19 protein-coding genes are annotated in these 21,982 nt (G+C 67.8%); 14 read left to right on the forward strand and 5 right to left on the reverse strand.

The features are described from left to right. Positions 1–108: 108 nt before the first annotated feature. Positions 109–351, reverse strand: a complete 243-nt coding sequence (locus VD997_15255) for a hypothetical protein (protein ID HYE63348.1) — start codon at positions 349–351, stop codon at positions 109–111. 56 nt (positions 352–407) lie between these two features. Beyond that, a complete protein-coding gene (locus VD997_15260) occupies positions 408–1,760 on the reverse strand; it encodes an ABC transporter permease subunit (GenBank protein ID HYE63349.1) in 1,353 nt (450 codons plus the stop codon). 519 nt (positions 1,761–2,279) lie between these two features. On the opposite strand from VD997_15260, the gene VD997_15265 reads away from it, so the two are divergent. From VD997_15265 to VD997_15290, 6 genes are all read left to right on the forward strand, one after another. After that, positions 2,280–4,367: an SPFH domain-containing protein gene (locus tag VD997_15265; GenBank protein ID HYE63350.1), complete on the forward strand. Its 2,088-nt coding sequence runs from the start codon at positions 2,280–2,282 to the stop codon at positions 4,365–4,367. Between the two features lie 112 nt (positions 4,368–4,479). After that, on the forward strand, positions 4,480–5,538 hold the full coding sequence (locus VD997_15270; GenBank protein HYE63351.1) for an SPFH domain-containing protein: 1,059 nt from the start codon (positions 4,480–4,482) through the stop codon (positions 5,536–5,538). Beyond that, positions 5,535–6,995 carry an SPFH domain-containing protein gene (locus VD997_15275; protein ID HYE63352.1) on the forward strand — a complete coding sequence of 487 codons (1,461 nt, stop codon included), beginning with the start codon at positions 5,535–5,537 and terminating at the stop codon, positions 6,993–6,995. Before VD997_15270 ends, VD997_15275 begins: the two co-directional genes overlap by 4 nt. Before the next feature lie 2 nt (positions 6,996–6,997). Further along, positions 6,998–8,278, forward strand: coding sequence for an ATP-binding cassette domain-containing protein (locus VD997_15280; protein ID HYE63353.1), 1,281 nt, complete (start codon positions 6,998–7,000; stop codon positions 8,276–8,278). Then, positions 8,275–10,284, forward strand: coding sequence for an ABC transporter permease subunit (locus VD997_15285; GenBank protein ID HYE63354.1), 2,010 nt, complete (start codon positions 8,275–8,277; stop codon positions 10,282–10,284). The genes VD997_15280 and VD997_15285 overlap by 4 nt, the downstream gene beginning before the upstream one ends. A 10-nt stretch (positions 10,285–10,294) precedes the next feature. After that, positions 10,295–12,277: a hypothetical protein gene (locus VD997_15290; protein HYE63355.1), complete on the forward strand. Its 1,983-nt coding sequence runs from the start codon at positions 10,295–10,297 to the stop codon at positions 12,275–12,277. Between the two features lie 6 nt (positions 12,278–12,283). Here the strand turns inward: VD997_15290 and VD997_15295 are convergent, their stop codons facing one another. Continuing rightward, the gene (locus tag VD997_15295; GenBank protein ID HYE63356.1) at positions 12,284–13,222 is read right to left on the reverse strand and encodes a phosphoribosylaminoimidazolesuccinocarboxamide synthase; all 939 of its coding nucleotides are present in this window, start codon (positions 13,220–13,222) and stop codon (positions 12,284–12,286) included. Between the two features lie 160 nt (positions 13,223–13,382). Here VD997_15295 and VD997_15300 point away from each other — a divergent pair, with 160 nt between their 5' ends. After that, on the forward strand, positions 13,383–15,116 hold the full coding sequence (locus tag VD997_15300) for an endo-1,4-beta-xylanase (protein ID HYE63357.1): 1,734 nt from the start codon (positions 13,383–13,385) through the stop codon (positions 15,114–15,116). 113 nt (positions 15,117–15,229) lie between these two features. Further along, positions 15,230–15,811, forward strand: a complete 582-nt coding sequence (locus tag VD997_15305) for a helix-hairpin-helix domain-containing protein (protein HYE63358.1) — start codon at positions 15,230–15,232, stop codon at positions 15,809–15,811. Here VD997_15305 and VD997_15310 read toward each other — a convergent pair. Both VD997_15310 and VD997_15315 read right to left on the reverse strand, forming a co-directional pair. Then, positions 15,808–16,038 carry a DUF4926 domain-containing protein gene (locus VD997_15310; protein HYE63359.1) on the reverse strand — a complete coding sequence of 77 codons (231 nt, stop codon included), beginning with the start codon at positions 16,036–16,038 and terminating at the stop codon, positions 15,808–15,810. The genes VD997_15305 and VD997_15310 overlap by 4 nt on opposite strands. Before the next feature lie 8 nt (positions 16,039–16,046). Further along, a complete protein-coding gene (locus VD997_15315; protein ID HYE63360.1) occupies positions 16,047–16,388 on the reverse strand; it encodes a hypothetical protein in 342 nt (113 codons plus the stop codon). Positions 16,389–16,597: 209 nt separating this feature from the next. Between VD997_15315 and VD997_15320 the strand changes: the two genes are divergently transcribed. The 6 genes from VD997_15320 (at position 16,598) to VD997_15345 (ending at position 21,887) form a co-directional block, all read left to right on the forward strand. After that, positions 16,598–17,512, forward strand: coding sequence for a PfkB family carbohydrate kinase (locus VD997_15320; GenBank protein HYE63361.1), 915 nt, complete (start codon positions 16,598–16,600; stop codon positions 17,510–17,512). A gap of 111 nt (positions 17,513–17,623) precedes the next feature. Beyond that, positions 17,624–18,364 carry a type 1 glutamine amidotransferase gene (locus tag VD997_15325; GenBank protein HYE63362.1) on the forward strand — a complete coding sequence of 247 codons (741 nt, stop codon included), beginning with the start codon at positions 17,624–17,626 and terminating at the stop codon, positions 18,362–18,364. Between the two features lie 115 nt (positions 18,365–18,479). Beyond that, a complete protein-coding gene (locus VD997_15330) occupies positions 18,480–19,178 on the forward strand; it encodes a DUF4253 domain-containing protein (GenBank protein ID HYE63363.1) in 699 nt (232 codons plus the stop codon). A 60-nt stretch (positions 19,179–19,238) separates the two neighbouring features. Further along, complete coding sequence (locus VD997_15335; GenBank protein ID HYE63364.1) at positions 19,239–20,816, forward strand: hypothetical protein; 1,578 nt, start codon at positions 19,239–19,241, stop codon at positions 20,814–20,816. 78 nt (positions 20,817–20,894) lie between these two features. After that, positions 20,895–21,482, forward strand: a complete 588-nt coding sequence (locus tag VD997_15340; GenBank protein HYE63365.1) for a hypothetical protein — start codon at positions 20,895–20,897, stop codon at positions 21,480–21,482. Between the two features lie 192 nt (positions 21,483–21,674). Further along, entirely contained in the window at positions 21,675–21,887 is a 213-nt protein-coding gene (locus VD997_15345; GenBank protein HYE63366.1) for a hypothetical protein, read from the forward strand. Positions 21,888–21,982: the final 95 nt, after the last annotated feature.

A 21,982-nucleotide genomic window follows, 5' to 3' on the forward strand; every position in this document is an offset into this window, starting at 1 on the left:
CATGCTCACGCAGGGCCGTGAGCATGCCACCCGGCGCACTGCGTCACTCCGTCACTTTGCCACTTCGCCACTTCGCCACTTCGCCACTTCGCCACTTTGCCACTGGCCTTAGGCGCCGCCCTGGTAGAGCTTCTTGGGCGGGGGCTCGGGGGGCGGGGGGGGTTGGGCGGGGCCGCCGGTTTTGGTGGGGGCGGCGGGGTCGGTGCCGCTGGCGGTGGGGGCGGGGGGCGGGGGTGTGGGCTTGGGGTCGGGCTTGGGCCAGAAGACATAGACGCAGGCGGCGAGGAGGACCGCGATCAGGATGATCTGGCCCTTCTTCTCCTTGAGCGTCTCCGCGGTGATTTTTTCCATGCTCGTCTCCGTTCTTGCTGAGTGGGGGCGCGGCGGGGGTGCTGTTGAATCCACCCTTAGCCCACGTCGCGCCGCTGGAACAGGATAACACCCAGCGAGAGGAACGCGCCGATCTGGAAGATCGCGTAGAGGCTGACGTAGACCAGGTAGTCGCCCGGGATGAGGCGGTTCTGGGTCACGGCGTCGAGCAGCCAGAAGAGCTGCATGTTGGGGATGGCGGCCCAGGCGACCAGGGCGGGTTTGTTGATGCTGGTGGGGGTGTTGAAGACGTAGTCGCCGTAGATGGGGGGGCGGCTGAGGAGGATGGGCTTGTCGCCGGTGGTGCGGACCTTGATGGTCTGGCGGTCGGACTCCATGACCACGATGCTCTGGGGGGCCTCGGGGCCCATGACGTCGTTGGCCTCGCGGAGGTCGCCGTCGAAGGGCTGCATCTCCTTGTTCACCATGGGGAAGCCGCTGGGGCTGGGGCTGTAGTAGAAGATCTCGTTGACCCGCGGCGGCTCGTTCATGGGCTGCTGCAGGGTGATGGTGGCGATCTGCCCGGGCTCGTTGAAGACCTTGGACTCGTCGGCGGGCTGCACGCGGGCAACGACGCCCAGGGGCTTGTTGGTGAAGACGTGGCGGCCGATGAGGTGGTTGGACATCAGCGCCATCAGGAAGACGCCGCAGCAGACCACGATGGTCATGACCTGCCCCAGGCGCGTGGACGCGGCCACGGCAACCGATGAGAGGACGAGGATGGCCAGACCCAGGGCGATGGAGGCCATCACGATCTGGGCGTTGAGGTCCTTGGTGATGGGCTGGAGGTGCCACTCCTTGTTGAAGAGCAGCACGAGGACGTAGCCCACGCTGACGAAGGGGATGAGCAGCGACATGGTCGTCTGCGCGAAGTTCCAGCCGTAGAAGAAGTTGCACCAGGCCCCCAGGCCCGCGGCGAGGCAGACGGCGCCGAAGCCAAAGAGCATGACGGGGGCGTCGAGGTCGTCGGCGGTGGTGCTCATGACGCCGTGGCGGACGGCGAGCATGAGGAAGATGAGCATGACGAGGATGGACCCGGCAAGGGCGGCGGCGACGCCCAGGTACTTGCCGATGACCAGGGTGTGGCGGGAGACGGGCTTGCTGACGACGGTGAGGACGGTCTTGTTCTCGATCTCGCGGGACATGACCGCGGTGGCGATGAACCCGGCGAGGATGGTGCCGATGACGAAGATGGTGCCCATCCCCACGTCGAGGAGGAGCTTGTTGTCGCCGGTGAGGCCGGCGGAGTCGGTGTCGCTCATGGAGAAGCCGGTGTTCCAGGTGTTGAAGACCTGGAAGAGGCCCGACAGCAGCACCAGGAGCAGCAGGACGGGTTGCCGGACGCTCTCGACAAAGGCGTTGCGGGCGATTGTCAGGGATTGGAGGAGCATGCGGTGGGTGTGGGGGGTGGGGCCCGCGTCGGGGGGGCTAAAGGGTGAGACCCCGCGGGAGGGGATCGGGTGATCGGGAAGAGAACGCCCGCGGCGGCAACGAACTACGGAGGTCCGCGAACACGGGTTCGGGCTGATCGTACAAGCAAACCGGGACCGGGGCCGAGATGGTACCGGTCTCCCCTGAGTGCGTGTGCGGATGCGTGTGTCTGTAGAAGGTGGCAGGGACGAGAGGACAGGAAGAGGCGTGCAGGAGGCTGTTCGGTATCGGGGTAAGTGCCCTGCTGGAAAGAACGGCGTCGGCTTGCCACAATACGCCCCCCTGTTCGGACCTGACCTTGAGGTCGGAGCCCAACGAGGGGGGAGCAGGACGCTGAGAAGGGAAGGAGTCCCGCAGCGACCCCGGCCGTTCTGGTCGGGGGGTAGACGAACCCGGGGACCGGGACGGAACGGAAAGGCCTGACGCGGCGCTGAGGGGGATGCCTCCTTCACCGCCGCCGAGATGTAAGAGAAGGGTGCATGAGAGCCGACTACCTGACGTACCGGCGGGCAACGAGCGAGAGCGTGCGCGGGCTGCTGCTGCAGGCGGTGCTCGCGATCGGGGTGCTGATCTACGCGATCGTGGGAAGCGACGATGCGGCGATGAGTGCCGCGGCGTTCATCGGCATCGGCGTGCTGGGGTGGCTGACGCTGGCGGTGGTCTATGACCAGCACCGGCGCGAGCGGATCGAGGCGATCGAGAACGAGGCGCTGGCCACGGCCCCCACGGCGGGGACGAGCGTTTTCGAGAAGCAGGACGAGTTCCTCCCCGCGGCGCGCCGGCTGGCGGGGCTGTACAAGTTCTTTGTCCCGATCATGAGCATCGTCATCGGGTCCCTGCTCGTGGGGATCGGGTTGTGGCGGTTCATGGTCAATAAGGATGGGCTTGGGGAGCTTGGCACCGCGGCGGTGGGGCGCGCAGGCTGGGGCCTGGGCGTGGGCGGCCTGGCGGCGGTGATTGGGTTCACGTTCGCGCGGTACACGGCAGGGCTGGCGAAGATGCCGGCCTTCAGCAACCTGCGGGCGGGGTCCTCGTTCGCAGTGGGCGCGGCGCTGCTGGGCCTGACGCTGGCCATCGGCAAGTTCGTGCACATGCTCGGGCCCGACGTGGTGGTGAAGTACCTGCGGGTGGTGTTCCCCGCGTTCATGGTGGTGATCGGCGTTGAGGTGTTCGTGAACTTCGTGCTGGGGGTGTACCGCCCGCGACGCGCGGGGGAGACGCCGCGGCCGGCGTTTGATTCGCGGCTGCTGAGCTTCGTGGCGGCGCCGGACAAGATCGCGCAGTCGATCAACGAGGCGATCAACTACCAGCTGGGCTTTGACGTCACGGGCGGGTGGTTCTACAAGCTGCTGAGCAAGTGGGCGCTGCCGCTGCTGGTGTTCGGGCTGCTGATCGTGTGGGGGCTGACGAGCGTGGTGATCGTGAAGCCGCACCAGCGGGCGATGGTCCTGCGGTTCGGCAAGCCGGTCTCGACGCAGGATCTGGGGCCCGGGGCGCACTTCAAGATGCCCTGGCCGATCGATTCGGTCTACGTGCCCGAGTACTACTCGAAGGACGAGAAGGGGCGGTCGAAGGTCACGGACCGCACGGCGACGGGCATCCGCGTGCTGGACCTGGGCACGAGCCCGCCGGCGATCAACGACGCGATCCTGTGGACCAACGACCACGCGGGCGACGAGGTGTACCAGTTCGTGCGGGCGAGCGCGTACGACCAGGGCGGCGCCCAGCAGGAGCTGGCGGACCTTGCGATCGTGTCGGTCGAGATCCCGATGCACTACACCGTGAGCGACGTGCGGCTGTTTGACGAGCTGGCGCCGCCCGACAAGCGGGACGACGTGCTGAAGGCGGTGGCGCGCCGGGAGCTGACGTACTACTTCCAGCGGGTGCTGCTGGACGAGGTGCTGGGTGGGAAGCGCGAGCAGATGTCGCGGGACCTCAAGAAGCGGATCCAGCAGGCGTACGACAACCTGAACCCGGACCCGGCGACGGGGAAGGCGCGGGGCGCGGGCGTGCAGATCGTGTTCCTGGGGATCGCGGGGGTGCACCCGCCCAAGGAAGTGGCCGCGGCGTTCGAGGGTCCGGTGATGGCGGACCAGCGGGCGGAAGCGAATATCGAGGATGCGCGGGCGTACGCGATCATGAAGCTGGCGGACATCGTGGGGAACGTGACGCTGGCGCGGAGCATCATCGCGGAGATCGACGCCTTCGAGCGGATGAACCAGGCGAAGGCGGACCCCAAGGCGCTGGAGGAGCAGGAGCTCAAGGTGCAGGGTCTGATCGAGAGCGCGGGCGGTGGCGCGGCGATCGCGCTGGCCCAGGCCCGGGCCGACCGCTGGCAGGCGCACATGGGGATGAAGGGGCGGGCGGCGCGTCACCAGGGGCAGGTGGCCCTGTACACGGCGGCGCCCGCGTACTACAAGGCGTCGCGGTACTTTGATTCGCTGAAGGTCGCGATGGCGAACGCGCGGGTGTACATCACCAGCGAGGAGATCCGCGACCTGCGGACGGACATCGACCTCAAGGACAAGACGGTGGGCGTGGACGTGTTCTCCGAGAAGGAGGATTGACGTCCCCCGCGCCCAAGTTGAGCAAGAGCATCGAGAGAGTCGGATTGAGACAGGACCGGATTTGACACAAGGGCCGCCAGAAGGGGCGGCCTTTCCAGCCAGGAGCCTCCACGTGCGTCGAGCGCTGACCTACTTCCTGACCGCGGTATTCATCGTCGCCCTGCTCGCGTTCACCATCACGTACCAGGTGCGGTTCACCGACGCGGCCGTGGTGACCACGTTCGGGCGCGCGGAGGAGGCGGACGTCCGCAACGACGCGGGCCTGTACTTCAAGATGCCGTACCCGATCCAGTCGGTGACGATCTACGACAAGCGGATGCGGATCCTGACGAATAAGTTCGAGCAGCTGGCCACGGCGGACAACCGGCAGGTGGCGGTGGAGACGTTCTGCATGTGGCGGGTGGAGAACCCGCTGCGGTTCTTCCAGAGCTTCAGCAACGCGGGGCTGCGGGCGGAGGAGCACTACGCGAAGGCGGAGGGGGCGCTGCGGCAGAACCTGCGGGCGGCGGCGGCGCTGGTGAGCCAGTACACGATGGACGAGCTGTTCAGCGCCGGCAAGGGCGGCAGCAAGCTGCCCGAGCTGCAGAAGAAGATGCTGGAGACGTTCCAGGGCAGCGCCGACCAGAGCGGGCTGAAGCTGGCGGACTACGGCATCGAGGCGGAGGACCTGGGGCTGATGCGGGTGGTGCTGACGGAAGAGGTCTCCAAGGCCGTGATGGAGCGGATGCGGTCCAGCCGCGAGAAGATCGTGAAGGACACGCAGAGCCAGGGGCAGGCGATGGCCAACGGCATCCGCTCGCAGGCGGACAGCGACGCGAACCGGATCAGCCAGTTCGCGGAGAACCTGGCGCAGAAGATCCGGGCGCAGGGCGAGTTCGAGGCGGTGCAGTACTACCAGCAGATGAACGACCACCCGGAGCTGGCGCAGTTCAACGCGAACATGGAGTTCATCCGCGAGGTGTACGCGAAGCGGATGACGATGGTGGTGTCGGCGGGGATGCCGGGCATCGGCCTGATGTTCCCCGACGCGGTGGAGCAGATGCGGACGGGGAAGATCCCCTCGATCGTAAAGCCGGCGGAGACACGGACCACTGGGACTGAGAACAACCCGGGCGGCACGAAGGTGTCGAGCGAGGGCACGACGGCGACGCCGGCGGAGGGCGGGCGATGAGCGATCAGAACCCCAATCTGCCCGAGGAGCTGGCGGCGCCGGTGGCCCGCCGGGCGGGCTCGCTGACGCTGCGGGAGACGGGCGGCGTAGAGGCCGCGGCGGTGGACCCGGCGAACCAGTCGCTGGCGGACGCGCTGCGGGTGATGCTGCGGCTGCTGCAGTTCGGGATGGTGATCCTGGCGGTGCTCTACGTGTTCAGCGGCATGAAGCGCGTGAACGAGGGCGAGCGGGGCATCAAGCTGCTGTTCGGCAAGAAGGTGGAGACGAACCTGGAGCCGGGCTTCCACTGGACCCCGCCCTACCCCATCGGCGAGCTGGTGAAGGTGCCGCAGGGCTACCAGGAGCTGGACATCGGGCGGGACTTCTGGGTGGACGTGCCCGACGGGCAGGTTGACAAGTCGCTGGACAAGCTCGTGGGCACGCCGTCGCTCAAGCCCGACCAGAACGGCAGCGGGTCGGTGATCACCGCAGACGGGAACATCGCACACACGAAGTGGAAGGCGAGCTTCAAGCGGACGGACGTGAGCAAGTTCAGCGAGCGGGTGTACCCCGAGGCTGAGCAGGACATCGTGAAGGCCGCGGTGAAGCAGGCGGTGGTGCAGGCGGTGTCGGAGGTGACGCTGAACCAGCTGCTGCAGCAGGCGAGCACAGAAGGTGCGACGGTCCCCGCGCGGGCCAAGGCGCTGGCACAGCAGACGCTGGATGAGCTCGAGACGGGGCTGTTCATCGACGGGCTGACGATGGACCCGCCGATCCCGCCCTTGTACCTGAAGGACGTGTTCAACGCGGCGGCGGCCGCGTCGGCGCAGGCGAACAAGACGATCCAGGAGGCGCAGTCCTACCGCAGCGAGCGGCTGAACAACGTCGCGGGCGGCGCGGCCAAGTACCTCATTTACTACATCGATCAGTACGAGCAGGCCCTGGCGAAGAAGGACCCCAAGGCCGACGAGATCCTGACCACGATCGAGGCCCTGATGGTGGGGCAGAGCGAGGTTGAGGTGCTGGCGCTGGGTGACGACGGCAAACCCGAGCGCGACGAAGAGGGCGTGGCGACGGGGCGCAAGATCAGCGTGCGGATCGCGTCCACGGGCGAGATCGCGACACGGATCAGCGACGCGACGCTGTACCGCACGGGCGTGCGGAGCCGGGCGCAGACGACGCTCTCGCGCTACCAGGCGAAGCTCGCGCAGTTCCAGCAGAACCCGACGGTGATGATGCAGAACGAGTGGGACTCGGCGATGCGGTCGTTCATGAGCAAGCCGAACTTCGAACTGATGACCCTTCCCAAGGGCGTGAGCACGATCTCGCTGCTGCTCAACAGCGACCCGGACATCGAGCGGGACATCCAGGCTGATCAGAAGCGTCGCCTGCGCGAGAAGCAGGAGCGCGACCGCCAGCAGGAGCAGATGCGCCGCGGCAAGGAAACCGACACCAACGCTCTGAACGTGAAGGGTTGAGCATGACGCAGGCCGCCACTCCCAGCACAGCCACGCCGAACGTGGTACGCCCCTCGACGCCCTCGTCGCGCCAGAGCGCCGGGGCGGACGCGGTGGTGGTGTCCCAGAACCTGACGAAGGTGTTCAAGGACTTCTGGATGCGGGACCGGGCCCGCGCCGTGAACACCCTGAACTTCGAGATCAGGCCGCGGGAGGTGTTCGGGCTGCTGGGGCCCAACGGCAGCGGCAAGAGCACGACGATCAAGATGATCCTGGGGCTGCTCAAGCCCACGAGCGGGCGGGTGGCGGTCTTCGGGCACCCTCCGTCGGACGTGTCGATCAAGCGGCGGATCGGGTACCTGCCGGAGGAGAGCTACCTCTACGGGTTCCTCAACGCGCGGGAGACGCTGGAGTACTACGCGAAGCTGTTTGAGCTCGATCACCGCACGCGGACGCGGCGCATCGACGAGCTGCTGGACATGCTGGGGCTGACTGGCGCGCAGTTCCGGCCGGTGCGAGAGTACTCCAAGGGCATGCAGCGGCGCATCGGCATCGCCCAGGCGCTGATCAACGACCCCGACTTCCTGATCCTCGACGAGCCGACGACGGGGCTGGACCCCATCGGCACGAAGCAGATCAAGGACCTCATCATCGAGCTGGGGCGGCGGGGCAAGACGATCCTGCTGTCCAGCCACCTGCTGGCGGACGTGGAGGACTGCGTCGATCGTCTGATCATCCTCTACGGCGGCCAGAAGCGGGCGGAGGGGACTTGCGACGAGCTGCTGGTGGCGCAGGACCGCACGGCCATCGAGGCGGGCACGCTGGATGAGGGCACGATCGCGGCGATCGACAATGTCATCCGCCAGCGGACGGGCAGCGAGAATGCGATCCTGCGGGTGAGCAAGCCGCGGCAGTCGCTGGAGGAGCTGTTCCTGCAGATCGTGGAGCAGGCGAAGGCCGAGCAGGTCTCGACGAGCGGCGCGACGGCGGGCGGGGAGACGGCGTCGTTCCTCAAGGGCGAGGGTGTGCAGGGCGAGGCCCTGATCGATCAGCTGATGCGGAGCGAGCCGGCCCCGGCGGCGATGCCGGTGGAGGGCAAGGCGGCGGAGCCCGCGCCGGCACAGGTGCAGAAGGACGTGATCTCCGACCTCCTGAAGGAGCCCGAGCCCGCGGCGCAGCCGCTGGTGCGCGACCCGCGCACGCCCGCCGCCGAGAAGGCGAAGGCGGGCGATGTGGACCTGTCGGTGATTGGGTCGCTCCTGGACGATGGGAAGGACAGCGGGGGTAAGGAGCGGCTCCCGTGACCAAGCTGCGGGAGTTCCTGGGCCGGTGCAACCGGCTGCAGCAGCGGCGCGGGTTCAAGCTGATCGCCACGGGGGTGGTGATCGTGCTGGCCATCGCGTCGGCGGTGGCGTACGCGGTGCGCGTCGACCAGGTGGCGCGCCCGGAGCTGGAGGACGTGACGGCGGCGGAGGTGATGCCTGAGGGGCAGCCGACCTTCGCGCCCGACTCGCCCGAGGCCAAGCAGCTGGCGGCGCAGCTGGAGGCGGAGAACAGGGCGCGCCAGATCTACAGGAAGATCCTGGCGGGGCGCGAGGACCCGACGAGCACGGCGGTGGGCATCGCGATCGTGGCGGGGCTGCTGCTGGCGGTGGTGTGGCTGGGGCTGGCGCTGACGTACCTGGGGCTGGGGCTGGGCGCGGGGGCGCTGGTGGGCATCATCCACCTGCTGGGGCACTGGTTGAACGTGGGGCAGTCCACGGTGCCGCTGGTGCTGGGGCTGGCGGCGCTCACCGCGGCGTTCACGGCGCTGATGCGGCTGGCGCGCGTGCTGCTCGGGTCGGCGCACCCGGCGCTGGCGGTCGCGCGGAACGTGCTGGACGAGGCGGTGCGGATGAAGATCTCGCTGGTCTTCATCGTGCTGCTGATCTTCGGGCTGGCGGCGCTGCCGGGGCTGCTGGAAGATGACACATTTCTGCGTTACCGCATCCAGTCGTTCATGCAGTACGGCACGGGCGGGTCGTTCTGGCTGATCGCGGTGCTGGTGCTGACGTTCTCGGCATCGAGCGTGACGTTCGAGCAGCGGGACAAGGTCATCTGGCAGACGATGACCAAGCCGGTGAAGGCGTGGCACTACGTCTTCGGCAAGTGGCTGGGGGTCGTGACGCTGGCGGGGGTGCTGCTGGCGGTTTCGGCCTCAGGCGTGTTCCTGTTCACCGAGTATCTGCGCAATCAGCCGGCCTCGGGCGAGGCCACGGCGTACCGGGCGCCCGAGGGGGCGGCGGCGCTGAGCGAGGACCGGTTCATCATCGAGACGCAGCTGCTCGCGGCCCGCGAGACCAAGCAGCCCGATCCGCTGGACCTGGACCAGGGCCAGCTGATGGAGAACGTGGCGACGTACGTGGAGCGCGAGCTGAAGCGCATGGCCGACGCCGGTGACCAGACGGCGCTGCTGATGGAGAAGAAGGAGGAGATCCGCGAGCGGTACCTCAAGGACCTTCCCAAGAGCCTGCAGATGGCGTACCGCACGATCAGCCCCGGGCAGCGGAACACGTACATCTTCAGCGGCCTGAAGGACGTGCGGAACTCGACGAGCCCGCTGCTGCTGCGGCTGAAGGTGAACGCGGGCGGCAACATGCCCGACCAGACGTACCACCTCACGATCTTCGCCTCCGACGGCAGCGTGCGCACGATCGAGACGCCGCTGAACCAGTTCATCTCGGTGCGGCCGCCGATCCTGCCCACGGCCGTGGGCGAGGACGGGAAGTTCACCATCACGATCTACAACGGGCGGCCGACGGCGGAAGGGCGGATCATCCCCAACGCGGAGACGATCTCGTTCCCGCCCGACGGAATGGAGCTGTCGTACGCGGAGGGGAGCTACCGGCTCAACTTTTTCCGGTGCGTGGCCGTGCTGTGGGTGAAGCTGGCGTTCCTCGCGATGACGGCGGTGTGCGCGGGGACGTTCCTCTCCTTCCCGGTGGCGTGCCTGGTGGCGTTCGCGGTGTTCCTGGCGGCGGAGGGGGCGTCGAGCGTGCTGACGGCGATCGACTACTACCAGACCGAGGACCGCGAGGGCAACGTGATGCCGTTCCACACGGCGATCGCCTTCGTGGCGACGTGGGTCAGCAGGACATTCAAGATCTACAGCGACCTGGAGCCGACGAAGCGTCTGGTGGAGGGGCTGCGGCTCTCGTGGTCGCAGATGATCGTGGGCGTGGGCGTGCTGAGCGTCGCGACGGCGCTGCTCATGGGCGCGGGCGTGGTGATCTTCCGGCGTCGCGAGCTGGCGACCTACTCGGGTCAGTAAGGGAGCACCGATGAAGCGCGACACGCTGGTGCAGTTGGTGGCGGCCCTGGTGCTGGCGGCGTGCCTGCTGGGCTCGGGGCTCGCGGCCGTGAACATCACGGGGTATGCGAGCGCCGCGAAGCTGACGTACACGGACCGCGCGGAGGAGGGGCAGCCGCCGGAGGTGGCGCTGGGGATCGCCATGGGCGCGTTCCGCGGCATCTTCGTGAACTTCCTGTGGATCCGCGCCGAGGACATGAAGCAGGCGGGGAAGTACTACGAGGCGAACCAGCTGGCGACGGCGATCACCAAGCTGCAGCCGCGGTTCCCGCGGGTGTGGGTCTTCCACGGGTGGAACCTCGCGTACAACATCTCGGTGGGGACGCAGACGCCCGATGAGCGGTGGGCGTGGGTGAACTCGGGCATTTCGCTGCTGCGGGACAAGGGGATCCCGGCGAACCCCAACGACATGCTCCTGCACAAGGAGCTGGCGTGGATCTTCCTGCACAAGGTGGGCGGGTTCACCGACGACGCGAACATCGTCTACAAGAAGCGGCTGGCGCAGGAGTGGCAGATCGTGCTGGGTCCGCCGCCGCGGCGGACGAGCGAGGACCGCAAGCGCGAGGCGGCGATCGAGAAGTACGCGTCGTGGCTGGAGGGCTTCGAGCAGGCGCCGCTGACGCTGGAGCAGTGCATCGCGGCCGAGCCCAGCGTGCGGACGCTGCTGGACCGCATCCACACGGAGCTGGGCACGAAACCCGAGGAGAGCCCGGAGAAGATCTACGAGCTGCTGTTCAACTATGAGCGCGTGAAGGCGATGTCGACGTCGGTGCTGCTGCCGCTGTACGAGACGACGCTGGGGCCGCGGAGCAAGGTGCTGATGGCGATGGCGAACGACCCGCAGCTGGAGCGGGCGTGGGCGGCGCTGCTGAAGCATTGGCGGCGGCGGGTGGTGGTGGAGCTGTACCACATGGAGCCCTCACGGATGGCGCGGTACACGCGCGAGCACGGGCCCATGGACTGGCGGCACCACGCGTCCCACAGCCTGTACTGGGCGAAGAAGGGCGTAGAGGCGGGGCTGTCGCGCGTCGATGTGGCCCGCAACAAGAGCGACTTTGACTTCATCAATACGGACCGCGTGGTGGCGCAGTCGATCCAGGACCTCTTCCGCACCGGGGAGATCTACTTCGACTTCCTGGGGTCGTTCAACTCGGGGCAGACCGAGAGCTTCTTCCAGGGCATCCCCAACCCGCACTTCGTGCAGTCCTACGCGGAAGTGCTGGACGCGATGGCGGAGCGCTCGTGGGCGGACAACAAGGACGCCCGCGGGTACAGCCCGCTGGCGTCGGGCTACGAGAACTTCGTGCGCGAGGCGATCACGTTCTTCTACCGGCGCGGGCAGATCGACGAGGCGCAGAAGTGGGTGAAGAACCTGCTGGAGACCAAGCACTTCAACCTGAACGACCCGGACCGGCGGATGCTGCTGGAGCAGCCGCTGGAGGTGTTCGTGACCAGGGAGCTGCAGGGCGAGCTGACGCGCCCGGCGATCCTGGTGAACCAGACGATCTCGGCGCTCATGGGTGCGTACGCGGGCGGGCTGCTGGGCGGCGACCCCGACCTGTTCCTGTCGCAGTTCAACTACGCCATCCGCGTGCACAAGGTGTACATGGAGGAGCAGCTGAAGAACACGCCCGCGGCCGGCGGGGACCGCGACCGCATGGAGCAGCTGGCGTCGGACTTCCGCATGGTGGCCGGTGCGACGTTCTACCAGTTCATCACCGGGCTGAACCTTGACGATGCGCGGGTGGTGTACCAGGCGGCGCCCAACACCCTGCGGCTGTACGCCTACACGTACCTGCTGGAGGCGGTGAAGCCGGAGATGGACAAGATCCCGGGCGCGAGCTTCGCGCAGGCGTTCCCCGAGCCGCAGGGGTACAAGGAGTGGTTCGAGGCCGAGCGCCGGAAGCTGATGGAGGAGATGCGGAGGAACCGGGCGCCGGTGGAGCAGAAGTGACGCTCGTCAGCGCATGAGCCGCTCGGCCGCCTCTTCGTACTTGGCGAGGGTGGCCTGGGCGATCTGATCCGGGAGGGCGGGGCCGGGGGCCTGCTTGTTCCACTCGCCCTTGGCGACCAGCGTCTCGAGGTACTCGCGGAGGTACTGCTTGTCGAAGCTCCGCTGCGCGCGCCCCGGCTGGTAGTCGCTCGCGGGCCAGAAGCGGGAGCTGTCGGGCGTGAGGGCCTCGTCGATGAGCATGGGCTCCGTGGCCCGACTCTCCGAGTCCGGCTCCGTTGTCAGGCCGAACTCGAACTTCGTGTCCGCGATGATGATGCCGCGGGCGGCGGCGTGCTCCGCGGCCTTTGAGTAGATCGCGAGCGAGGTGTCGCGGAGGCGTTCCATCAGCAGTCGGCCGACGCGCGAGCAGGCGTCGTCGAAGGTGATGTTCTCGTCGTGCTTGCCCTGCTCTTCTTTGGTGGCGGGGGTGAAGATGGGCTGTGGGAGCTTGTCGCACTGGCGGAGGCCGGCGGGGAGTTTGACGCCGCACACGGCGCCGGTAGCCTGGTACTCCTTCCAGCCCGAGCCCTCGAGGTAGCCGCGGACGACGCACTCGATAGGGACGACGCGGGCCCGGCGTGCGATCATGACGCGGCCGGCGAGTTCGGCGCGCCCGGTGCCGCCGATGCCGAAGGCGGAGTCGGGGAGCTGGCCGACGTCGTCGGAGATGAGATGGGTGCGGCAGAGGCCGGCCTGCTCGATGAAGTGGAGCCAGAAGGTGGAGAGGCGGGTCAGCACCCGCCCCTTGCCGGGGATGGGCGTGGGCATGACGACGTCGAAGGCGGAGATGCGGTCGGTGGCGACGATGAGGAGGCGGTCGCTATCCCCGGGCAGTTCATAGACATCCCGCACTTTGCCGCGGCGGGGACCCGGGAGGTTGAGGTGGGACTCGAAGAGGCCTTGCATGGGCCAAGCGTACCGCCCGGGGGTGCCGCCTGCCCGGCGGTGCTCCAGTGCGGCGGGGGTGTGGGTTTCCGGTTAATCCAAACGCACTCCGGGCCGGTAGACTCTGCCCCCTCGCTGCCGAACCATGGTGTTCGCACGGGCGGGTTCTGGGAGGCTCGGGTTGCTCAGCTTCGTGGTCTTTGATGCCGACGGCGTGGACGCGGCCCACTTTCCGCCGCGTCATGCCTACCTGATCGGGCCCGACGAGGTGCCGATGCAGGGCGACATCTCGTTCGAGGCGGGGCTGGTGGAGTGCGAGAAGACGGTGCCGCAGACCGCCGGGCTGGCGGTGCAGTTCCAGGTGGGCAAGCCGGAGGGACCGGGGGTGCCGCCGATGCCCAATGGCCTGGGGCTTCTGACCCTGAGCACGTGCCTGCTGCCGGACCGGGCCGAGCCGTACCTGCTGACGATCGAGATCGCGCGCAACCGCATCATGTTCTTCCTGAACAAGATGGAGGACTGGGGGCTGTTCGACCTGCCGGCGGACAACCCGGTGATGCAGCAGTTTGAGCACGCGCGGGCGCAGTTCACGCAGGCGCTGGTAGCGCAGCGGGGTTCGAGCGGGGGCGCGCACGGCGAGGAGACGCCCCGCATGGGCTTCTGCCCTGCCGCGGACAAGATCGCGACCAACGCGCTGTCGCTGGCGATCAACGCCGGTGAGGGATTGACTCTGATCAACGCCGACCGGCAGCTCAAGCATCGGCTGAGCGGGCGGGCGTACACAGAGGCGGTGCAGCACCTGGCGCGGCTGACGCCCGAGGTGCCGCCGACGGGCCACCCGATCTCGATCCCGGGGGCGGGGCAGGTGGTGCTGCACGGGCCGCCGCAGATCGGCTGCGCGATCTCGCCGGGGCTGTTCGGCGAGCCGATGCACAAGGCGGTGATGGCCACCTGCGACTTCGTGACCATGCCCATGCGGTGGGTGGACATGGAGCCCAACGAGGGCAAGTACAACTTTGCGACCACGGACCGGTGGATCGAGTGGGCGGTGCGCACTGCGAAGCTGCCGGTGGTGGGGGGGCCGCTGATCGACTTCCGGCCGCAGGCGGTGCCGGAGTGGTTGTTCATCTGGGAAAACGACTACGAGACGCTGCGGGACCTGGTGTTCGAGCACGTGCAGGCGGTGGTGACGCGGTACCGGCGGACGGTGCAGCGGTGGACGGTGGCGAGCGGGCTGCACGTGAACACGAACTTCAAGATCAGCTTCGAGCAAATCATGGACCTGACGCGGATGTGCGTGCTGCTGACCAAGAAGCTGCACCCCACCGCGAAGATCCAGCTGGAGGTGGCGCAGCCGTGGGGCGAGTACCACGCGAACAACCGGCGGAGCATCCCGCCCTACCTGTACGCGGAGGCGGCGGTCGCGGCGGGGCTGTCGATCGACGCGATCGCGCTGCGGGTGCAGATGGGGCACGCGGAGCCGGGGTACGCGACTCGGGACATGATGGCGCTCTCGGCGCTGCTGGATAAGTTCGCGGGGCTGGAGAAGCCGATCGTGGTGTCGGCGCTGGGGGCGCCTTCTGCACCGATTACTCCCACGCCGTTCCGGCCGCGGGCGGGGGCGGAGGCGGAGGACGCGTACGAGCCGGGGTATTGGCGGCAGCCCTGGAGCGAGCAGAGCCAGGCGGACTGGCTGGCGCAGGCGGTGGCGGTGTGCTGCTCAAAGCCTTACGTGCACAGTGTTTGCTGGCACGAGCTGGCGGATGCGCCGCAGGGCGCCCCGGTTCCGGAAATGCCGCACGCGGGGCTCCTGAACGCGAATGGAACGCACAAGGCGGGTCTGGTGCGGCTGGCGCAGGTGCGGAACGCGATTCGGGATGGGAAGAGCCCGCTCAGTCTGCACGGGGGGAAGTAGGGGCTTGGGTGAGGAGGACAGCCGCGGGGCGCGGCTGTGCCGCTCCCTGGCGGTCGTGGTTCTTACCAGTCGCGGTTCCTATTTCGCGCTGAGTCGGTAGACTGGCCCCCCGCATGGGGGCGAACCCTTCGGTGTACAGCAGCGTGTCGGGGCCGGCAAAGTGGGCGGCGGTGGTGGTGCTGTCGTTCGCGTGCGGGGCGGGGCTGGTGTACTCGCTGGGAAGGTTGCCGCGCCGGAGCGAGGCGGCGGGGGCGGTGGTGAGGGAGCTGCCGGGGGGGAAAGTATCGCGCGCGGCGCCTTCGGTTCCGTCGCCGGCGGTGAAGAGCGAAGAGCCGAAGACGGCCGCGGGGCCTGTCGAGCAGCCGAAGAGTGAGGCGGCGCCTCAGGTGCCTGAAGCGCCGGCGAGCGCGCCTGAGGCTGAGCGCGTGGAGCCCGCGACTGTTGCTCCGCTGGTGAGCGAGCCCGAGCCGCCCGCGCCTGTGCCGGCTGCCAGCGTGGGTCGGAAGATCAACATCAACACGGCGACGCAGGCGGAGCTGGAGCTGCTGCCGCGGGTGGGGCCCGCGACGGCGAAGGCGATCATCTCGTACCGCAGCCTGCACGGGCCGTTCCGCACGGTGCAGGATCTGGACAAGGTGAAGGGGATCGGGCCGAAGACGTTGGAGAAACTGGCGCCGCTGGTGACGGTGGATTAGGCCGCCTGCTGCTTTTTCGGCGCGTAGTGCAGCACCATCAGGTCGGACTCGGTGAAGGGTGCCTGTGCATAGGTGCGCCCTTGTTCGTCAGAGAACTCGACCTCATAGACCCCTGGTGCGAGCACTTCCACAACCGTTCCGACCTGCCCGCGCACGAGCCCGTGTTTCGGCTGATCGGTGACGAGGGCGACAACGTCCAGGTCTTTGATCGGTGAAGGTTGGCTCATACAGGCTCCTAAAGCACGTAGCAGCTCGTCAATCGTACATCACTCTCATCGGCGAGGGCAATCCAGGCCGTCTTGATGACCGCAGTGCCCTTTTTTGTGGTCACCGGAATGTCGAGGTGGAATCGTTGACCATGCTCATCGAGAACGCCGACCTGAAAGTCCGATCGATGCGATTCCGCCACAGTGAGTATGTGTTTGCGCAGCCACTCAGCGTGGTCTGCCGTGAGCCCGAGAACTGATCGGAACACCCGAGCCTTGTGCCTTCCAGTTCTGTGTTCGGACGAGAGGGCGTAGTCCCGCAGTTTCTCGATTGGTATGACGAGCCGGGTGTTGGAGGGGCGGCCGCTCACGTTCGCAGTTTACAAAGGGAAAGGCTCATACACCTCACCACCGAGCCGGGGCGGGTAAGGCCGCGTCTTTGGCGGTCCGCGGATCGAGCCGCACCGCGGAGAGTGGGGTGTTTGAGCCACTATTCGCGGGGGTGCCCCGAGCACCGCGCCCCTCACTTCGTTCGGGGCTCGTTACGAACGGTCTTCGCGCGCCCCTACACTCCCGCCCTATGCCCCTCATCGTCACTGGCACTATCGGCATCGACACGGTTGTTACTCCTACCGGGCACGCGGACCGGATTCTGGGCGGGTCGTGCACGTACTTCGCGGCGGCAGCATCGCTCTATGCCCCGGTGCGGATCGTCGCGGCGGTGGGCGACGACTTCCCGCCCGAGCACCGCGCGGTGTTCGCCAAGTTCCCGGGCATCAACCTCGACGGGCTTGAGACGCGCAAGGGCAGCAAGACGTTCGCCTGGGGGGGCAAGTACCACGCGAACATGAACTCGCGCGAGACGCTGTTCACGGAGCTGGGGGTGCTGGCGGAGGAGCCGCCGCGGGTGCCGTCGGGGTACGCCGACAGCGAGTACGTGTTCCTGGCCAACACGCACCCCCGGGTGCAGCTGGGGATGGTGCAGCAGCTGCCCAAGCGGAGGCTGACGGTGGCGGACACGATGGACCTGTGGATCAACATCGCCAAGAGCGAGCTGCTGGTGCTGCTGCGGCAGGTGGATGGGCTGGTGCTCAACTACGACGAGGCGGAGCTGCTGACGGGGAAGGCCAACAGCGTGAGCGCTGGGCGCACCATCCTGGAGATGGGGCCCAAGTTCGTCGTGATCAAAAAGGGCGAGCACGGGGCGCTGCTCGTGCACAAGGAGGGCATCGCGGCGCTGCCCGCGTACCCGACCGAGAACGTGGTGGACCCCACGGGCGCGGGCGACAGCTTCGCGGGCGGGATGATGGGCTCGATCGCGGCCGCGAAGGGGGCGGCGCCGGGGTCGTTCGAGTCGATCCGCAAGGCGCTGGTGCACGGCACCGTGGTGGCGAGCTACAACATCGAGGCGTTCAGCCTGGAGCGGCTGACGCAGATCGGGCGGGCGGACCTGGACAAGCGGTACAGCGAGTACGCCGCGATGGTGCGCGTGTAGGGCAAGACGTTCGAAACGAGCCCCGAACGCAGTGAGGGGTTTGGCGGAGCGGCCCGCTCACTTGGTTCGGGGCTCATCACGAACGGTATTAGTTTCGATGGAGGTGCAGCGATGATCTACGTTCTTCAGCACTCAGACAGCGGGCACGCCGGTCGCCTCGGTGCGACCCTGCGCGACCATGGCTTCAAGCTTCACACCGTGCGGCCCGACAAGCCTTCTGTTGGGGGCGGGATGCTGCCGCCCGACCTCGACGGGGTCGAGGGGCTGGTCATCCTCGGCGGGCCGCAGAACGTCACCGACATCGAGAAGCACGCGTGGATGCAGCGCGAGGTGGACCTGATCAAGGCGGCGCACGCGGCCGAGCTGCCGGTCATCGGCATCTGCCTGGGGGCACAGCTGATCGCGCACGCGCTGGGCGGCAAGGTCACGCCCCGCGAGAAGCCGGCGATCGGGTTCTACCCGATGGGGCTGAACGCGGCGGGGCAGGTGGAGCCGGTGCTGGGCGGCGTGCCGTGGACGCACCAGCAGCTGTTCTCGTGCGGGCAGGAGGTGTCGCAGGTCCCGGCGGGCGCGGCCGTGCTGTCTGGCACTCCGCAGGTGAAGGTCCAGGTGTTCCGCGCCGGCTTCCGCACGTACGGGTTCCTGTGCCACTTTGAGTGCGACCGCCCGATGGTGGACGCAATGATGACCGAGTGCCGCGACGCGATGGAGCGGTGCGGGACCACCACGAGCGAGGTCAAGGTGCAGGCGGACCAGCAGTATGAGCGGTACGCGCGGGTGAGTGACCGCATCTGCGTGAACCTGGCGACGCTGTGCTTCCCGCTGCAGCGGCGGGTGATGGTGCTGCACTGAGCTGAAGAGAGCCGATCGCGCGAGCGATCGGACTTCTGATGTCGCGGGGCTGTCTCGTTGCAAGACATCTGGATCGCTTGCCACGATCGGCTCTATTGAGTCGGGAGGAACAGCGATGGGCGCGGAACGCACGGTGGTCGTGAACGGTGTGGAGTGCCGCGTTATTGCGGTCCCGGCGGCGCGGGCGTTGGCGGAGTGGGAGCAGCACCGCAGGAACGCGGCGCAGACCGGACGCTACCCGCTCATCACAGACATGGAGGCGATCGACAGCCTGAACGAGATGGCCAACGGGCAAGTCACGCCCGAGTACCGCACCGACGCGGAGCAGTGGCTCGAGCTCCGGCGGCTGGACGTCGAAGCCATGCTGGAGGAGGACTCCGTCGAGGGCGAGGTGATCCGCGGCGAGTTCACCGAGTGCGAGTACGAGCACCCCGGCGGGCCGCAGCTGCTGGTGGACACGCGGACCGGGCGGGAGCGGACGGACATCCTGATCCTGCTGGTGCCGTGCGGGTCGGGCGCGGAGGCGATGGAGGTGATCGGCTACGGCGGGTGGAATGACTGCCCGACGCCGGCGGCGCAGGGGGCCATGATGCGGCGGTGGCTGGAGCGGTACGGGGCCGAGCCGGTGGCGATTGGGCGCGACACGGTTGAGTGCGTTGTGAAGCGCCCGCCGATGACCGAAGAGGGGAGCATGGAGCTGGCGTGGGAGCACTTCCTGTACTGCCAGGACATCATCGAGCAGGACACTGACACGGTGGGCAACCTCGCGGGGATGATGAAGGGCTGCCCGTGGTGGTTCTTCTGGTGGGATTGAGCGTGGGTAGAGTTTGGTCTGCGCGGGAACACGGTGCGGGGGCGCCGCGTCTGACGCACCATGGACTGGTCGGCGTGGCACATCGCGGGCTGGATGGTCGCGGTCCTGGTCCCGCTGGCGCTGCGGCGGTGGGTGCTGATCGATCGCGCGAAGCTGCGGCGGCGGTGCCCCAGGTGCTGGTACGGGATGGCGGGCGTGCCCGCGACGGTGAAAGGGGCACGCAGCGTGTGGGTGTGCCCGGAGTGCACGCACAGCGCGCGGAGCGAGAGGGACCTGCTGCGGAACAGGGCACGCGTGGGGCGGGTGTGGGCGGTGCTGCTGGGCGCGGTGCTGGGGTATGGGCTGTGGGTGGTGCCGCGGGTGAAGAGCGAGGGCGCGGCCGGGGTGATTCCAACGACGGTGCTGGCGATGAGCGTGGCGGGGCCGCAGGAGGGCGGGAATCCGTTCTGGGTCAGCACGCGCGACCTCGCGGCCCGGCGCCTCGATCAGGGCTGGGCGTGGCAGCAGTCACTCGCGGCGTTCAAGTCGCGGGTGGAATACTGGGGACGCGGGCGGCTGCTGTCGCCCGAGAGCGCGATGGATGCGCAGGTGCTCGAGGTGTACGACGCGAGCGGGTTTGTGGGTGGGTGGAAGGAGTACAAAGTCGCCCGGTGGTGCTGCGGGGTGGTGCCGCCGCCGCCCGACGAGTTCCATGAGCGGCTCTGGCGCGAGGAGCGCGACGAGGTCGTCGACCTGATCACCTCGACGGTGGAGCCCGACGCGTGGGACGTGAACGGAGGGCAGTACGCGTCGCTTACGAGCTTTGGGACGCGCCTGCTGGTGCTCGCTCCCCCCTCTGTTCACGAGAAGGTGCGCGAGGTGGTCGGGCTCCTAAAGACGCCGGCGGGGCAGGCGTGCCCGCGCGTCGCGTTCCACCTGACGGTCTCGGGGCAGGTCGGCGGCAGCACCATGTCTGCGTTCGACGTCGACGACCTTGTCGTGGCGGAGCGCCCGCTCGAGAACGCCCCGCTCGGACGCGTCTCGCGCAGCGATCGCGAGACGATCCAGGACATCTGCGACATCATCACCTCGCTGATCACGACCGAGGACTGGACCTGCAACGGCGGGGACATGAGCAGCATCCGCACCTACCGCCACAGGGTGTTCGTCAAAGGGCCGCCCGCGACGGTGGACAAGGTCGGGAAGCTGATCGAGCACCTGCGGACTCCCGCGAGCGCGAGCGACCACATGGTGCACACGCCGGAACTGGACGCGGCCTGCGCGGGCGACTTTTCGGCGGGGCGGTTTGTCGCGATGCACGATGTGCAGGACATCTACGGGCGGGCCGTGCAGCTCTCGTACAACATCGTCGATGGAGAGCCGCAGGGGCGTTGTTACGGGCGCGAGGAAGTGCTGAGCGACGTCCGCGAGATCATCACGGGCACGATCGAGCCCGACACCTGGTCCGACAATGGCGGGGAAGAAGCGAGCTGCAGGTGGTTTGGCACCCGGCTGATCATCCAGGCACCCGCGCGGACGCAGGTGCAGGTGGTCGGGCTGCTGGGGTTGCTGCGGGATCGCGAGGCCGCGCGGATCCACCTCAAGGGCAGCTGGCGGGGCTTTTCCACCGCTCCTCCACGTGGGGCCGCCGAGCCGTAAAGCACCAGTGAATCGCCACTTACGAGCCGAAGCACGGCCCCGCCAGCGGGTAGCATCCTTGGCGAAAGGATGGCACCCATGGCGATGCTTCTGGCCGGGGAAAACGGCAACGAGTTCGAACTGGGCCTGATCGCGGACCGGCTCGATGACATCCAGGACAGCTACGGCGACGACACCTCGATCACCGTCACCTTCCGCGTCGCCACCGGCGAGGAGGAGTGGGAAGAGACGGCGCCGGTGCTCAACTACTTCGAGATCAAGAACCTGGCCGAGTGGCTGGAGGGGATCGTCGGCCTGCGGCCGGAGATCGGCGAACTGGAGCTGCTCGAGCCCGAGCTCAAGTTCTCGGTGGTAAAGGACACGGGCGAGACGGTGACGATCCGCGTGGAGTTCCACCTGGCGGACCGGCCGCGGGAGCTGAACGTGGACGCGGAGACCGACGCGGATCACGTGGACATCCGGCTGGACCGGTCGCAGGTGCGGGTGGCCCTGCAGCAGCTGCGCGAAGACCTCAAAGACCTCAACCTGCCGCTGAAAGACGATCTGGCGGGGGAGGCCGACATGGGCCAGGTGCGTCGCGGCGACGAGGACCTCAACATGATCGATCAGGTGACCCCCGAGCCCGAGGGCATGGGCGACGGCGAGGACAACGCGGGCGAGCGGTGACGGGGCCCGCCCAACTTATAGGACCTGGACGACTTATAGGTCTTACCACGACAGAGTGACCGATGAACAGGCTGTGCGGCCAGGACGGCCTGCACAGCGACCAAGGACGGCAAAATGAAACGCACTCACCAAAGCTTCAGCCGGTCTTATCCGATGCTTCCCGGACGGCACGACTCGACGGGGAGTAAGGACATGCCCAACCTGCGACTTCGACGCGATGAGGTGGATGAGGATGTCATCCCGTTCCCGACGCCTGGGACCGGGTGGCAGCCGCGACCATTGACGACGCCCCGCCCCTTCGGAAGGCACGAGGCCGAGCAGGCCCTGGACCGCGTGCAGGAGCAGCTGACGAAGCTCTCGCTGGCCCTGGGTAGCGATGACGACGACCGGCCGAGCGCGGCGTAAGCGGCAGCGCGCCATTCAACGATCCAACGAAAAGAGGCTCATCATCCCGGGCGTCGACGTCGTGGCCGCACCCAAGGATGGCCACATCTTCATCA

Source organism: Phycisphaerales bacterium (genome assembly GCA_035627955.1).
Lineage (GTDB): Bacteria > Planctomycetota > Phycisphaerae > Phycisphaerales > UBA1924 > JAEYTB01.

Coding starts and splice junctions, on each gene's coding strand:
- VD997_15255 (HYE63348.1), bottom strand. CDS start 351: ATGGAAAAAATCACCGCGGAGACGCTCAAGGAGAAGAAGGGCCAGATC.
- VD997_15260 (HYE63349.1), bottom strand. CDS start 1,760: ATGCTCCTCCAATCCCTGACAATCGCCCGCAACGCCTTTGTCGAGAGC.
- VD997_15265 (HYE63350.1), top strand. CDS start 2,280: ATGAGAGCCGACTACCTGACGTACCGGCGGGCAACGAGCGAGAGCGTG.
- VD997_15275 (HYE63352.1), top strand. CDS start 5,535: ATGAGCGATCAGAACCCCAATCTGCCCGAGGAGCTGGCGGCGCCGGTG.
- VD997_15280 (HYE63353.1), top strand. CDS start 6,998: ATGACGCAGGCCGCCACTCCCAGCACAGCCACGCCGAACGTGGTACGC.
- VD997_15290 (HYE63355.1), top strand. CDS start 10,295: ATGAAGCGCGACACGCTGGTGCAGTTGGTGGCGGCCCTGGTGCTGGCG.
- VD997_15295 (HYE63356.1), bottom strand. CDS start 13,222: ATGCAAGGCCTCTTCGAGTCCCACCTCAACCTCCCGGGTCCCCGCCGC.
- VD997_15305 (HYE63358.1), top strand. CDS start 15,230: ATGGGGGCGAACCCTTCGGTGTACAGCAGCGTGTCGGGGCCGGCAAAG.
- VD997_15310 (HYE63359.1), bottom strand. CDS start 16,038: ATGAGCCAACCTTCACCGATCAAAGACCTGGACGTTGTCGCCCTCGTC.
- VD997_15320 (HYE63361.1), top strand. CDS start 16,598: ATGCCCCTCATCGTCACTGGCACTATCGGCATCGACACGGTTGTTACT.
- VD997_15325 (HYE63362.1), top strand. CDS start 17,624: ATGATCTACGTTCTTCAGCACTCAGACAGCGGGCACGCCGGTCGCCTC.
- VD997_15330 (HYE63363.1), top strand. CDS start 18,480: ATGGGCGCGGAACGCACGGTGGTCGTGAACGGTGTGGAGTGCCGCGTT.
- VD997_15335 (HYE63364.1), top strand. CDS start 19,239: ATGGACTGGTCGGCGTGGCACATCGCGGGCTGGATGGTCGCGGTCCTG.
- VD997_15340 (HYE63365.1), top strand. CDS start 20,895: ATGGCGATGCTTCTGGCCGGGGAAAACGGCAACGAGTTCGAACTGGGC.
- VD997_15345 (HYE63366.1), top strand. CDS start 21,675: ATGCCCAACCTGCGACTTCGACGCGATGAGGTGGATGAGGATGTCATC.